Below are 14,351 nucleotides of genomic sequence, written 5' to 3' on the forward strand. Positions count from 1 at the left end.
CACCCACACCCCCTTGAGAGAGAAAGCGAAGCTCATGACCACCAAACAATTCGGGCGCACCAGCCTCACCGTCTCCGACGTCTGCGTCGGAACCAGCGCCCTCGGCAGCTTCCCCGCCCAGTACGGATACGAAGTGGACACCGAGACGGCGGTCGCGACGATCCGGCGCGTCTTCGAGGGACCGTTCACCTTCATCGACACGTCCAACGAGTACGGCGGCGGCGAGAGCGAGAAGCGCATCGGCCAGGCCATCCGTGAGAACGGGGGAGTCCCGGAGGGTGTCGTCGTCGCCACCAAGGTCGACCCGATTCCGGGGACCACCGACTTCTCCGGCGACCGCGTCCGTCGATCGGTCGAGGAGAGCCTCGAACGGCTCGGCCTCGACGCCCTCCCGCTGGTCTACCTGCACGACCCCGAGAAGATCAGCTTCGAGGAGGGCGTCGCTCCCGGCGGCCCGCTCGAGGCACTGATCGCCCTGCGCGACCAGGGGGTCATCGACTACCTCGGTGTCGCCGGCGGACCGATCGACCTCGAACTGCAGTACCTCGCGACCGAGGCCTTCGACGCGGTCATCAGCCATAACCGGTTCACGCTCGTCGACCAGTCGGCCGAGCCGCTGCTCGACGACGCCCAGGCGCGCGGGGTGGCATTCGTGAACGCGGCACCGTTCGGCGGCGGGATGCTCGTGAAGGGCCCGGACGCCGTCCCCACCTACTGCTACGCCCCCGTCGCCGACGAGGTGCTGGAGCGCGTGCGCCGGATGGAGGCCCTCTGCGCCGAGCACGGTGTCCCGCTCGCCGCCGCCGCACTGCAGTTCTCGCTGCGTGACCCGCGGGTCACCTCCACCATCGTCGGGATGTCCGAGCCCAAGCGGGTCGCCCAGACGGTCGAGCTCGCCGAGTTCGAGATCCCCGACGCCCTCTGGGATGCGCTGCTGCCGATCGCGCGACTGGGTCGCGCCGGCGTGCTCGCCTGAGCGAAGCATCCCGGACCAGAACGTTCACACGGAAGGACAGAGAATGACCACCCTCAAGAACCCCGAGCCCGTCGACGTCGTCATCGTCGGCGCCGGCGCCGGCGGTGCGACCGCCGCCAAGGTGCTGACCGAGGCCGGCCTCCGCGTCGTCGGTCTCGAGCGGGGCCCGTGGCTGAAGCCCGAGCACGCATCCGGCGACGAGCTGAAGTTCCTCAACCGCAACTTCATCTGGCAGGACCCGAAGCTCAAGCCCCGCACCTACCGCCAGAACGACAGCGAGGAAGCCGTCATCACCAACTTCTCGGCGACCCCGCAGGTCGTCGGCGGCGGCACCACCCACTGGGGCGGCATGGTCCCGCGGATGACGGAGAACGACTTCCGCCTCCGCTCGATCCACGGCGACGTCGAGGGCGCGAGCCTGGTCGACTGGCCCATCACCTACGACGACCTCGAGCCGTACTACACCCGCGTGGAGTGGGAGTTCGGCACCTCGGGCCTCGGCGGGGCCAACCGGTGGGAGGGACGCCGCAGCCGCGACTACCCCACAAAGCCGGCGCCGCTCAGCCAGATCGGCCGCAAGTTCGCCACCGCGATGAACAAGATGGGGCACAGCACCTTCCCGATGCCGCAGGGCATGGTGACCGAGCCGTACCGGGGCCGCAAGCCGTTCAGCGAGAACGGGTTCTGGCAGCAGTACCCCGACCCGGGCAACGGCAAGTCGTCGACGCTGATCAGCTTCATCCCGGACGCCATCAACACGGGCCTCTACGACCTGCGTTCCGACTGCTATGTCAGCGAGATCCTCGTCGACAAGACGGGCAAGGCGACCGGCGTGCGCTACCAGGACGAGAACGGCAACGAGTTCGTCCAGAACGCCAAGGCCGTCATCGTCTGCGGCGGCGGCATCGAGACGCCGCGCCTGCTCCTCATGTCGAAGTCGGCGCTGTTCCCCGACGGCCTCGGCAACGGGAGCGGCCAGGTCGGCAAGAACGCGACGTTCCACCAGTACTCGTTCTCCGTCGGCCTGTTCGACAAGGAGCTGCACGATCCGCTCTACGGATGGTCCGGCCACTACATGAACCTGTGCTCGTTCGACTTCTACGAGACCGACGAGTCGCGCGGGCACATCCTCGGCTCGCTGATCTTCCCGTCGATGCTCGGGCACCCCGTCAACTGGAGCTTCCCGGGCCGGCCCACGTGGGGCCAGGCCGCGAAGGACGCCGACCGCGATCTGTTCAACTACAGCATGAAGATCGGCATCCTGCTCCACGATCTGCCGGTCGAGTCGAACCGCGTCGACCTGGATCCGACGGTGAAGGACGCGTGGGGCCTCCCGGTCGCCCGCATCACCCACACGCCGCACGCGAACGACTTCGCGCAGGAGAAGTGGCAGGTGAAGAAGAACGGCGAGATCCTCGAGGCCGCGGGAGCATCCAAGGTCGTGCCGGTCAACATGGAGCGGATCACGGGCAACACCTCGCACGAGCTCGGCACCGCCCGCATGGGCAACGACCCGGCGACCTCGGTCGTCGACAAGTGGTGCCGGTCGCATGAGGTGCCCAACCTCTACGTGTTCGACGCGAGCTTCTTCCCCACGGCCACCGGCATCAACCCCGCGCTGACGATCATGGCCAACGCCTGGCGCTGCGCCGACCGCATCATCGCTGTGGACCGCCACGGCTGGACCGACTGACACCGCGACTTCAGAGGAGACGACGAAACATGGGACAGGCAGAATGGGTGACCGTACCGATCTCCACGCGAGACACGGATGGTCCGCTCTTCTTCACGGAGCACGAATGGGCGACTGTCGAGGCCGCCACTGCGCGCATCATTCCGACGGACCACCACCCGGGGGCGAAGGAGGCGGGCGTGGTCCGCTTCATCGACCGGATGCTGGCGGGGACGCAGTTCGTCTTCCCCGCCGCTGACGGCAAGGGGTTCCTCCGCATGGAGGGGCTCGAGGAGAAGGCCTGGCAGGAGCGCATCGAGAGCCGCCAGCGGTTCTACCGCGAGGGCATCGTCGAGCTGGACGCGATCTCGGCCGAGAAGTTCGGCTCCGAGTTCATCGCGCTCGACGATGAACAGCAGGATGCCGTGCTCGAGACCATCTCGAAGAAGGAGAAGCCGGCGAGGTTCGTCTTCACCGAATCCGACGGTCAGGGCAGCGGGGGAGCGCCGGCCGGCAACCAGCCGGTCAACGAGGACTTCCTCGAGTTCTTCCCGCTCCTCGTACTGAACACCCGGCAGGGCTTCTACGGCGATCCGGTCTACGGCGGGAACGACAACCGCGTCGGGTGGAGGGTCATCGGGTTCCCGGGGCCGCCGTCGCTGGCGTCGACCATGGACGGCAGCTACACCACGCTGGAGTACATGATCCCCGAAGCGGAGTGGCCGTACGAGCAGCACCCAGCGGTGCTGCGTTACGGCAACCGCTGAGCCGTCGGCTCCACCCGTCACCGGCCGGGCGCTCGCAGGCGCCCGGCCGGTGACGGCCATAATTGGGGGATGACGGAGACGAGAACCGGCGTGCCGCGTGCGGCGCGCATGGTCGATGTGGCCCGCCTCGCCGGAGTGTCGCAGCAGACGGTCTCGCGGGTGGTCAACGGCCACAGCAACGTCTCTCCCGACATCCGGGACCGGGTGGAGGCCGCGATGGTGCAGCTGCGCTACCGCCGGAATTCCGCCGCGCGGGCGCTGGCGACCAGCCGGTCGATGAACCTCGGGGTGCTCAGCTATGCGCTCTCCGTCCACGGCCCGGCGCTGGCGCTGTTCGGTATCGCGGAGGAGGCGCGGCGCAACGGCTACTCGACGAGCCTCGTCAGCATCGCGGAGATCGACCAGGCCAGCATCCGGGCTGGCCTCGACTCGCTCGTCGACAGCGGCGTGGACGCGATCGTCGTGCTCGCGCCGATGACCGCGGCGGCGGAGGTCCTGCAGCGACTCGACTCCGACGTGCCCGTCGTGCGCTTCGAGCAGGGGTCGCCCGCGGGACCTGCCACGATCTCCATCGACGAGACGCTGGGCGCCCAGCTGGCGACCCGCCATCTTCTCGATCTCGGACACCGGACCGTCCACTTCGTGGGCGGCCCCGCAGGGTGGATGGCATCCGAGGCGCGTCGGCACGGGTGGCGGACGGAGCTCGCCCTCGCGGGCCGAACGGTCCCCGAGGTGTTCGAGTCGGACGATTGGTCCGCCGAATCCGGGTACCGGGCCGGGCTGAGGATCGCCGCCGACAGATCCATCACCGCGGTGCTGGCGATCAACGACGTGATGGCGCTCGGCGTCATCAAGGCGCTCGCCGACCAGGGAGTCAGCGTTCCCGGCGACGTGAGCGTCGTCGGTTTCGACGACCGGGACGAGTCCGCGTACTTCCAGCCCGCGCTGACGACCGTCCGGCTGGATTTCACCGAGGTCGGACGTCGCGCCGTCGAAAGCGTCCTGGGTGCGCTTCGAGGCGAGACGCCCGCCACCATCCCGCTGATCCAGCCCGAACTCAAGGTACGGGACAGCACGGGGCCGGTGCGCTGACTCCTCTGCTTTCGCGCTCACCCCACCAGTGCACCGTCCGGGTGCAGCACGACCTTGGTCCAGCCGTCGTCGCGGTTGTCGAAGTGCTCGTAGGCGTCGGGCGCCTCGTCGAGGGACAGCTCGTGGCTGACGATCCAGGACGGGGTGGCGCAGGCCTCAGCGGCTACGGCTCTGAGGGAGCGGTCGAGGGCCGTCCGGAATCATCAGAGGCAGCCCCGATCATGGTGATCGCCGACGTCGGGCTCGGGTGTCCCCGATCGCTCTGCACAGCGGGACTCATCCCATTTCCCATCGCACACGTGAGTGCATCAACACGCTGGATGCTCCCCCCGAGTCCTCGTCTGTGCAAGGGGTGCACGACACGATGTATTCTTGAGTACACTCAAAATTGAGTCCACTCAAGAAAGGTGCAGAGATGAAAGCCGTCGTTCTCCCCTCGTACGCGTCCTCCCTCCTCGTGGAGGATGTGCCGGAGCCGGTGCCCGGACCTCGCGACGTGCTGATCGACGTGCACGCCGCCGGTCTGAATCAGCTCGACGAGAAGCTCCGCGCGGGCGACTTCAAGCAGATCGTCCCGCTCGAGCTCCCCACGATCCTCGGGCACGATGTCGCCGGCACCGTCGCCGCGGTCGGGTCGGAGGTGCGGGCGTTCGCGCCGGGCGACCGGGTGTACGGGAGGGTGCGGGACGGGCGGATCGGCACCTTCGCTCAGCGCATCGCCGCCGACGAGAACGACCTGGCCCCCGTTCCGGCCGGCCTCACGATGCACGAAGCCGCATCCCTTCCCCTGGTTGCGCTGACCGCGTGGCAGGCGCTCGTGGGGCGGGCCCGGGTGCAGCCGGGACAGAAGGTCCTCATCCACGCCGGCGCCGGGGGAGTCGGCTCGATCGCGATCCAGCTGGCCACGCACCTCGGGGCCACGGTCGCCACGACGGCGAGTGCGGCGAACGCCGAGTTCGTGAGCTCGCTCGGCGCCGACACCGTGATCGACTATCGAGCGGACGATTTCGAGCAGCAGCTCAGCGGCTACGATGTGGTGCTCGACAGCGTGGGCGGCGAGAACCTCATGAAGTCGCTGCGCATCCTGCGCCCGGGTGGCGTCGCCGTCGGGATCGCCGGGCCGCCGGATCCGGCTTTCGCACGTCGGCTCGGACTCAATCCCGTCCTGCGCGCGGGCATAGCCGCGCTCAGCAGCAGTGTGCGCCGCACCGCCCGACGGCTCGGCGTGGAGTACTCCTTCCTGTGGATGTCGGCCAGCGGCGAGCAGCTGCGCCAGATCTCCGCGCTGGTCGAGTCCGGCGCGCTCCGTCCGATCGTCGACCGGGTCATCCCGTTCGAGGAGATCCCGGAGGCGGTCGCACGCCTGGGGAAGGGCGGCGGCCGCGGAAAGACCGTCGCCGCGATCGCGGGCGCTGGAGGGGACTGACCGACCGGCGCCGGCGGGCGCGTTAGGGTGATCACCAGCCGAACCGTGAAGGGATGAGATGACCACCACCCCCGCAGCCCCCGGCCGGCGAGAGCGCAACAAGCAGGAGAAACTCGACCGGATCATCGCGGCGGCCGGCGCCCTCTTCGCCGAGCGCGGCGTCGACGAGGTCACCACCCAGGAGGTGGCCGCGGCCGCGGACATCGGCGCCGGCACTCTGTTCTTCTACGCGCGCACCAAGGGCGAACTCCTGCTGATGGTGCAGAACGCCCTCTACGCCGACGCGCTCGACGAGGGGCGCGAAGCCGCCCAGGCGCTCGATGATCCGGTGGATGCGGTGCTCGCCATCGCCGACCCGATCATCCACTGCAATCGCGCACAGGTCGACAACGGGCGCACCTACCTCCGCGAGATGGTCTTCGGTGACCCGACGGAACCGCACCACGCGAAGGCGCTCGAGATCGTGGCGCAGACCGAGCAGGCGATGGCCGAGACGATCGCGCGGACGGCCGGCAGTGCCGGCGACCCGGCCGTCCTGGCGCACATCGTCTCCGCCATCCTCTTCATCGCGATGTCCGCCAGTCCCGCCGGCACCAGCATGGAGGCGATCCGGGAGGATGTGCGGCGCCAGCTCGGGGCGCTGCTCGGGTAGCGGTCGGGTTTCAGGGGTCGAGAGCCAGGCTCAATGCCGCATGGCGCGGAACGTGCCGAACATGGCACGAGCGATCGCAACAACTCCTCCGACGATCAGGAGGGGCTTCCACGCGAGATAGATCGCCGGGAGGATGCAGCCCGTCGGGGTCGTGCACGGTGCGTTTGCCATGCCTCGGATGATGAGGATCGCTGTCACGGCGATTGCGGCGCCCGCCCAGAGCCGGACGAGTTGGGACCGACTCGCGCGCCTGCGTCGCGCCTGTGGCGCTCTCCGCGTTGCCGGACCGATCGGTTTCCGTGACTCGAGGGGGCGCCCTCGCGAGCTTTCGGCGATCGGATTCGAGACGCGAGAGACCAGCCGTTCGAACCGTTGCATCACGCGAAGGGTGTCGGCGGCTCGAGGGTCGACGTGCCAGGTCTGCGGTTCTTCCGCAGCGAGTCTGAGCAGCTCGACCTTCGTTGTGCTGAGCTGTGATGGCCGTGCCTTCAGCCACGCGACCAGCTGATCGGCGTCCACCACAGCGATCGACTGATTTTGCGCAGATCGGCCGTCCTTCACGGAGCGGGCATTGAGAACGGCAATGACCGGCGTCACCGGGACGGGGAATCCGACCTTCTCGGCGAGCCGGCGCCCGACATCCAACGCATCGCTTCGCGCGACCTTGAGATGGGTCGTGTTCGCATTGTTCACCCGCAGCACGTGATCACCGACCCAGACCGACGCTCCGTGGTGATGCTTGGTGTTGATTGCGTAGACGCCGCTTGGCCCGATGACGAGATGATCGACGTCCTTCGTATCGGCCCCGATCGGCACCGAGTGGCGAACAAACCAGTCGGTCCCCAAGTCGCTGAGCATCTCTCCGACGCGCATCTCGCCGAGGGCACCCTGGTACCAGGACCATGCGTCCGGGTGCAGCGTGACGCGCTTGTCTGTCCGCAGTCCGGGGTCTCGCCCTTCGGCCTCGGCTTGGATCTGCAGGCACTTCAGCGCGACAGCGTATCCGGCTGGGCGAGAGGAGAGCGCGCTAATGCCCGCGAAGTCCACGTGCGAGACCGCTTCCGGCGCGGACGCGGTTGACTCATCCCCCATGGATACGACGCTAGGCGAGCAGACGGGGGAGCACCTGCCCCAGAGGAGGGGATGAGTGGCCCCTGCCCGCGCGCACGCGGCCTGCGGTATGACGTGCGTATGCCCAGGACCCGAGGCCGGGGCTCGAACCTCGTTCCGATCGCCGGCCAGCTTCGCACCTACAAGCGTTCGTGGCTGCGCGGCGATCTGATCGCCGGCGTGACCGTAGCCGCGCTCATCGTCCCCAAGAACCTGGGGTATGCGGGCATTGCCGGCATCCCGCTGCAGAACGGGCTCTACGCCGCCGCCGCCGGAGCGATCGTGTACGCGATCTTCGGCACCAGTCGGCAGATCTCGATGGGTCCGAGTTCCGGGCTGGCTGCCGTCGCCGCCAGCGCCGTGCTCGCCGCGGGCATCACCGGAGAGCAGGATGTCGCATCCTTCGTCGCCGGCATCACCCTCGCGTCGGGCGTCCTGTTCCTGCTCCTCGCCGTGCTCAAGATGGGCTGGATCGCCCAGTTCCTCTCGCGTGCCGTGGTCACCGGGTTCCTGTTCGGCGCGGCGATCGACGTCGTCATCGGGGAACTGCCGAAGCTGACCGGAACCGAGGTCACGGGGTCCAATCCCCTCCAGGAGCTGTGGTCGTGGATCGGGTCGCTCGGCGACGCGCACCGGACGACGGTCCTCGTCGGAGTCATCTCGCTGCTCGTCGTCTTCGGGCTGCGGGCGATCGCGCCACCTGTCCCCGGGGCATTGGTCCTCGTGGTAGGCGGGTTGGTGGCAGCGGCTGTCCTCGATCTCGGCGCCAAGGGCGTCGCGCTGGTCGGGGACGTTCCGCGAGGACTGCCCGCGCCCGAGGTTCCGGACCTGGCGCAGCTCTGGGAGCACGCCGGCACCGTCGCGGTCGCCGCGGTCGCTCTCGTGCTGATCGGGTTCTCGCAGACGGCGGGGGACGCGCGCACGTTCGCCGCCAAGCACCGCTACCAGATCGACATCAACCAGGAGTCGGTCGCCCAGTCGCTGGCGAACATCACGGCGGGGCTGTTCCGAGGGATGCCGGTCTCGACGAGCCTGTCGGCGAGCTCGCTGAACGACCGCTCCGGGGCGAAGACGGGGGTGGCCTCCCTCACCTCCGGGGTCACCGTCCTGCTGACGCTGCTGTTCCTGGCGCCGCTGTTCTCGAACCTGCCCAAGGCGGTACTCGGTGCGCTGATCATCGAGGCGGTGGTCATGGGGATGATGGACCTGCCGGAGATGCGGCGGCTCTTCCGGGTGAAGAAGGTCGACTTCTGGATCGCCGTCGTCGCCCTCCTCGGAACGCTGGTCTTCGGCGTGCTCGCGGGCGTCGTCATCGGCATCGGACTCTCGCTGGTGTGGCTGATCGCCGTGGCGACCCATCCGGAGATGCCGGTCCTCGGCCGGGAGCGCGGAACGCAGGTGTTCCGCGAAGTGGATGAGCATCCCGAGGACGAAGTGCTGCCCAGCGTGGCGGTGCTCCGGTTCGACGGCGGCCTCTTCTTCGCCACTGCTGACGCGCTCGAGGACAGGCTCCGCGATGTCATTCAGAGCGAGTCCGCGCTCACCGGGGTGGTGATCGACTGCGAGGGCATCAACTTCATCGACTCGCAGGGTGCCGCCACGATGGCCGACCTCGTCACCCTCGCTCGCGACGCCGGCCTCGACCTCCGCATCACCCGTCTGAAGCCGGGCCCGCGGGCCGTTCTGGAACGGGATGGTGTGATCGCGTTGGTCGGCGCCGATCACATCCACGGCAACGTCCACCGCGCCGTGCAGGCGGAACAGGATGCGTCCGAGCGCGGCCGGGACGACGCGGGCTAGTCCGCAGTCAAGGCCTCAGCGGTCGAACCGCTCCCAGTGCCCCTCGCTGATCACCTCGACATGTCCGTCGACGACGGAGATCGCCGTCTGGTCGTCGATCGCGTAGGAGCGGCCCGGGATGCGCTCGGCCCAGCGCCGGGCGGCTTCCGTCGTGTTCTCCGTCCAGCCGGGGTAGTCGAGGTGGGGGAAGATCGAGAAGTCGACGACGCCGAGGGTGTCGTCGGGGCCGTCCGGCTGCCAGTCGAGGAACTCGCGTCCAACGCGCGGCGTCATCACCATGCTTCCGGCACTCACGCCCACCCAGACGGTGTCGCTGAGCTCGGGCAGCAGCGCGGCCAGGCCCGACCGCTGCATCCACTCGAAGAGGTATCTGGCCTCGCCGCCGTCCACCAGCAGGACGTCCGTCTCGCGCACCCACGGCGTCCATCGGTCTTCCGCGAGGCTTGGCAGCGCCGTCAACTCGAGTACGCCGACAGATTTCCAGCCGAGGCCGACGAGACCCGGGTCGCCACCCCAGGCGTCCGCGGTCGACCGCCACACGCTCTCCGGGCTGCACGCGGGCTGCCCCCACTGCGCGGTCGGGATGAAGAGGGCCCTGCTCTCGGCGATCGGTTTGCCGAGCATCCCGACCAGCGCCTCGCGGATGCTGGCGTTGGTGACACCGCCGGACGTGAGCAGCAGCTTCATCGATTCCTCCCGAACGCGCTGGGCCGCCGCCCACCGTAGACGCGATCGGCGCGCGGCGGCAAGCATCCGTTGGGAGTCGAGCGCGGGATGGAGCGGTGCGGGGCTGCGGTGGTTGGATGGCGTGACGGATGCCGAAGGAGGCTCGCATGGCTGACGTGTACACGAAAGGCCCTGTTCCGGTCGGGCTGGAGAACGCGGAGTTCGTGCTTCGTCCCATCGCCGCCGCCGACGCTGAGAAGGACCACGCCGCCGTCATGGAGTCGCGCGCGTACCTGCGGCTGTGGGAGCAGTCGGCCTGGCCCGAGGATGACTTCACGGTCGACGCTGACCGGGACGACCTGGCCGGTCTCGCGGCCCGACATGCCGGCGGGAGGGCGTTCACGTTCACGGTGCTCAGCACGGACGGGGAACAGTGCCTGGGGTGCGTGTACATCTTCCCTCCGGGAGCGACGTTCCTCGCGCGGGCGGCGGTGACCGCGCTCGGCGCGGACCGCTGGGAGGATCTCGATATCGTCGCCTACTTCTGGACCCGCCGCGCCCAGATGGAGAGCGGCATGGATGCGCGCCTGCTCTCCTCCCTCCGAACCTGGTTCGCACACGAATGGGCCGTCGACCGGGTCGTCTTCGTCACCAGCGAACCGTTTACGCAGCAGGTGGACCTGTTCCGCACGTCGGGGCTGGAGCCGCGGTTCGAACTGGTCGAACCCGGCAAGCCCGCAGCGTACCTGGCGTTCGGGTAGGGGCAGACGAGAGGACTCCGGCGTTGTCGGGGTTCTTCCTGGTCTTCGGTGTGTATTCCGGAAGGAAGGGCAAACCCACACAAAGCGTGGGGGGCTACATCGCCGCGGGATGCTGGATTCTCTACACGGCTCTTCTGATAGCGGGCGTCATGTAGGGGACGTGCGAGTCTTCACCTGACTCGTGCGGACTCCCGTTGTTTGGCAAGTTTTGGCATTTTGGCGCGTTTTGGCGCTTGCGAACCGTTCCGGGGCCGACTTATCGTCGTGCCAAGACGTTTTGCCAAAACGTCTTGGCCCTAGAATGTCCCCCATGGCAGCCCGAGCTGCTCACAAGATCCGGAGTAACGATGCTTCGCAAGAAAATCGCGGCGGCCACAGCAGTCGGCGCCGCTGTCGCACTGGCACTCGCCGGCTGCGGCGTCGGCGGAGGAGACTCGTCCTCGTCCGCCTCATCCATCACCGTGCTCGTCGAGGCCGGCGGTCATGCCGAGCTGCAGCCCATCGCCGACCTCTACAAGAAGGAAACCGGCACCTCGGTGACCTTCGTCGAACTGCCCTACGACGGGCTCTACAACCGTCTCAACAGCGAGTTCACCTCCGGCACCGTCTCCTTCGACGTCGCCGCGCTCGACGCCATCTGGCTGCCGGCGTTCAAGGATGCGGTCACGCCCCTCAACAGCCAGTTCACCTCCAGTGTGAAGGACGACCTGTTCCCCGCGCTGGTGAAGGAGGCCAACGTCGACGGCACGTACGTCGGCATGCCGGTCTGGACGAACTCCGAGATCCTGTACTACCGCAAGGATCTGTTCGAGGATCCCGCCAACAAGACCGCCTTCAAGGCCAAGTACGGCTACGACCTCGTGCCCCCGACGACCTGGCAGCAGTACACCGACGCCGCCGCGTTCTTCACGCAGCCCGACAAGGGCCTCTACGGCACCGACGTCAAGGGCGCGGTCGAGACCGAGTACCTCGCAACGCTCTCGCAGACCGGTGAGAAGACGATGGTCGTCGATCCGTCGAACGGAGACGTGTCGCTCGGAGACGCCGACAGCCTGAAGGCCCTCGACTTCTACACGAGCCTGCAGAAGTACGCCCCCGCCGGCGGCGCGCAGCTCGACTGGGCCGGAGCCCAGAACCTGTTCAACCAGGGCAAGACGGCGATGATGCGGTTCTGGGCGCACGCGTACCGGCAGATCCCGAAGGACGCGTCGGTGTACGGCAAGGTCGGCGTCGCGCCGATGATCGCCGGCCCCGGCGGAGTGGCCGGAGTCCCCGGCGCCTGGTACCTGTCGGTCGCGAAGGCCAGCAAGAAGCAGCAGCAGGGGCTGGACTTCGTCAAGTTCGCCTACGAGCACAACGACCTGAGCGCCAAGACGTCGCTCGGACTCGTCGCCCGCAAGTCCGCTTTCGAGAAGTACCAGGACCAGCCCGGCTACGAGAACTACAAGCCACTGGTGGAGACACTGGATGCACAGGCCACCATTCCGCGGCCCGCGACGCCGAAGTGGCAGCAGATCGTCGACACCGTGCTCGTCCCGATGATCCAGAAGTCCCTGCAGCCGGGCGCCGACAACCAGGCCCTGCTGAACGCCGCGAAGGAGCAGGTGCAATCACTGGTCAAGTAGTGGAGCAGCGGGCGGGCGACCGGATCGCCGGTCGCCCGCCCCAGGCTCCCCGCAAGCGTTCCATCCGCAGCGCCGACCGGCGCTTCGCGGCCCTCCTGATGCTCCCGGCCGCCCTATTCCTGGCCGTGTTCATCGGCTGGCCACTGCTCCAGTTCGTCGGCGACAGCTTCTTCAAGATCAGCCCCATCGCCGGCGGGCCGCGCGAGTTCGTCGGCTTCGCGAACTACGTGACGGCGTTCACCAGCTCCGACTTCGGGAACGCCGCCTGGCGCACCCTCGTCTACACGGTGATCGTCGTCGCGTTCGAATTCGTCCTCGGGTTGCTCGTCGCGCTGCTCTTCACCTCCCTGGGTAACTCGTCGCGGGTATTCCGCACGATCTTCCTGTACCCGCTGATGATCGCGCCGATCGTCGCCGGTCTGCTCTGGCGGTTCCTCCTCATCGACAACTTCGGAATCGTCAACGAGATCCTGAAGTCGGTGGGCCTCATCCACTCGAACGACCAGATCCAGTGGCTCAGCGACCCGAATATCGCCCTGTTCTCCGTGGCCATCCCGGACATCTGGTTGACGACGTCGTTCATCACGCTGGTGCTCTTCGCCGGCCTCCAGAACGTCCCCGGCGACGTGATCGAGGCGGCACGGCTCGACGGCGCGCGCTACACGACCATCCTGTTCCGCATCGTGCTCCCTCTGCTCCGGCCGGTCATCGCCGTCGCCCTGATCGTCCGCGGGATCGACGCGGCGCGGGCCTTCGACGTCATCGTCATCCAGACCAACGGCGGTCCTCAGCAGAGCACCGAGACCCTGTCCCTGCTGATCTACCGGACGATGGTCCGCTTCGGCGACCCCGGTCTCGCCAGTGCCATGGGGACGGTCTACCTGATCGCGATGCTCGCCGTCGCCCTCGTCGCGATCCTCACCATCTGGCGACCCGGAAGCGAGACGGAGCGATGAACGGACTCGAGACACGGCGCCTCAGCTCGCGCGCACTGCTGTGGTTCATCCTCGTCGCCGTGGTCGTGCTGTACGGATTCCCGTTCGTCTACATGCTGCTGACCTCGTTCAAGACGCCGCTCGAGACGATCTCGGTGCCGCCGAAGCTGCTGCCCACGGCCTGGACGGTCGACAACTACGTCTCGGCGTTGACGCGCGACGGCGTGCTCGCGTCGTTCATCAACAGCATCATCACGGCGATCCTCAGCACCCTCATCTCGCTCGTGCTGGCGATCCCGGCGGCCTACGCGGTCACCCGGTTCCGCACCAGGACCGGGCGGATCTTCATCGTGCTCGCCCTGGTCGCCCGCATGGTACCGCCGATCGTGATCGGCGTGCCGATGATCACGATCTTCCGCAACCTCGGCATCTCGGACACCTCGCTCGCGCTGGCCATCGCCCACACGACGATTTCGCTGCCGCTCTCGATCTGGCTGATGTCGAGCTTCTTCGAGGCGGTGCCGACGGAGCTCGAGGAGGCCGCGAAGATCGACGGGAACAGCCGGCTCGGCGCGCTCTGGCGGGTCGTCATCCCGGTGACGGCGGGAGGCGTCGCCGTCACCGCGATCTTCGCCTTCCTCGCCAGCTGGAACGAGTTCCTGTTCGCCCTGCTGCTCACCGCCGTCCGGTCGCAGACCACGCCGATCGTCATCGCCAACTTCCAGACGCAATTCGGGCTGGACTGGGGATCGATGACCGCCCTCGCCGTGCTCTACTCGATCCCGGTGATCCTGCTCACCCTGCTGCTCCAGCGGCACATCGTCGCCGGCCTCACGCTCGGCGCGGTCAAGGGGTGACGGGCCATGCGG

At 68.0% G+C, this 14,351-nt stretch carries 13 protein-coding genes; 11 read left to right on the forward strand and 2 right to left on the reverse strand.

All coding sequences use genetic code 11. The features are described from left to right. Positions 1-34 precede the first annotated feature (34 nt). The 6 genes from AXZ95_RS14505 (at position 35) to AXZ95_RS14535 (ending at position 6,585) form a co-directional block, all read left to right on the forward strand. Positions 35-976: an aldo/keto reductase gene (locus AXZ95_RS14505; protein WP_018192079.1), complete on the forward strand. Its 942-nt coding sequence runs from the start codon at positions 35-37 to the stop codon at positions 974-976. A 43-nt stretch (positions 977-1,019) separates the two neighbouring features. Continuing rightward, positions 1,020-2,669: a GMC family oxidoreductase gene (locus AXZ95_RS14510; RefSeq protein WP_018192078.1), complete on the forward strand. Its 1,650-nt coding sequence runs from the start codon at positions 1,020-1,022 to the stop codon at positions 2,667-2,669. A 29-nt stretch (positions 2,670-2,698) separates the two neighbouring features. Next, positions 2,699-3,415: a gluconate 2-dehydrogenase subunit 3 family protein gene (locus tag AXZ95_RS14515; RefSeq protein ID WP_018192077.1), complete on the forward strand. Its 717-nt coding sequence runs from the start codon at positions 2,699-2,701 to the stop codon at positions 3,413-3,415. Positions 3,416-3,484: 69 nt separating this feature from the next. Next, on the forward strand, positions 3,485-4,507 hold the full coding sequence (locus AXZ95_RS14520) for a LacI family DNA-binding transcriptional regulator (RefSeq protein ID WP_231371251.1): 1,023 nt from the start codon (positions 3,485-3,487) through the stop codon (positions 4,505-4,507). A 415-nt stretch (positions 4,508-4,922) separates the two neighbouring features. Further along, on the forward strand, positions 4,923-5,933 hold the full coding sequence (locus AXZ95_RS14530; RefSeq protein WP_018192075.1) for an NADP-dependent oxidoreductase: 1,011 nt from the start codon (positions 4,923-4,925) through the stop codon (positions 5,931-5,933). A 58-nt stretch (positions 5,934-5,991) separates the two neighbouring features. Next, entirely contained in the window at positions 5,992-6,585 is a 594-nt protein-coding gene (locus AXZ95_RS14535) for a TetR/AcrR family transcriptional regulator (protein ID WP_018192074.1), read from the forward strand. Positions 6,586-6,615: 30 nt separating this feature from the next. Here the strand turns inward: AXZ95_RS14535 and AXZ95_RS14540 are convergent, their stop codons facing one another. Further along, positions 6,616-7,677, reverse strand: a complete 1,062-nt coding sequence (locus tag AXZ95_RS14540) for a nuclease-related domain-containing protein (RefSeq protein ID WP_081626620.1) — start codon at positions 7,675-7,677, stop codon at positions 6,616-6,618. A gap of 99 nt (positions 7,678-7,776) precedes the next feature. Here AXZ95_RS14540 and sulP point away from each other — a divergent pair, with 99 nt between their 5' ends. After that, positions 7,777-9,495 (forward strand): sulfate permease, encoded by a 1,719-nt coding sequence (gene sulP / locus AXZ95_RS14545; protein ID WP_018192072.1) that lies wholly within the window; start codon positions 7,777-7,779, stop codon positions 9,493-9,495. A 15-nt stretch (positions 9,496-9,510) separates the two neighbouring features. Here the strand turns inward: sulP and AXZ95_RS14550 are convergent, their stop codons facing one another. Beyond that, entirely contained in the window at positions 9,511-10,182 is a 672-nt protein-coding gene (locus tag AXZ95_RS14550; protein WP_018192071.1) for a Type 1 glutamine amidotransferase-like domain-containing protein, read from the reverse strand. A gap of 146 nt (positions 10,183-10,328) precedes the next feature. Between AXZ95_RS14550 and AXZ95_RS14555 the strand changes: the two genes are divergently transcribed. The 4 genes from AXZ95_RS14555 (at position 10,329) to AXZ95_RS14570 (ending at position 14,339) form a co-directional block, all read left to right on the forward strand. Then, positions 10,329-10,922 (forward strand): GNAT family protein, encoded by a 594-nt coding sequence (locus tag AXZ95_RS14555; protein ID WP_231374466.1) that lies wholly within the window; start codon positions 10,329-10,331, stop codon positions 10,920-10,922. A gap of 347 nt (positions 10,923-11,269) precedes the next feature. Beyond that, on the forward strand, positions 11,270-12,547 hold the full coding sequence (locus AXZ95_RS14560) for an extracellular solute-binding protein (protein ID WP_018192069.1): 1,278 nt from the start codon (positions 11,270-11,272) through the stop codon (positions 12,545-12,547). 62 nt (positions 12,548-12,609) lie between these two features. Then, positions 12,610-13,503 (forward strand): sugar ABC transporter permease, encoded by an 894-nt coding sequence (locus AXZ95_RS14565; protein WP_026307283.1) that lies wholly within the window; start codon positions 12,610-12,612, stop codon positions 13,501-13,503. Further along, entirely contained in the window at positions 13,500-14,339 is an 840-nt protein-coding gene (locus AXZ95_RS14570; RefSeq protein ID WP_018192067.1) for a carbohydrate ABC transporter permease, read from the forward strand. The genes AXZ95_RS14565 and AXZ95_RS14570 overlap by 4 nt, the downstream gene beginning before the upstream one ends. Positions 14,340-14,351 lie beyond the last annotated feature (12 nt).

This window comes from Leifsonia sp. 115AMFTsu3.1 (assembly GCF_004362795.1).
Taxonomy (GTDB): Bacteria; Actinomycetota; Actinomycetes; order Actinomycetales; family Microbacteriaceae; genus Leifsonia.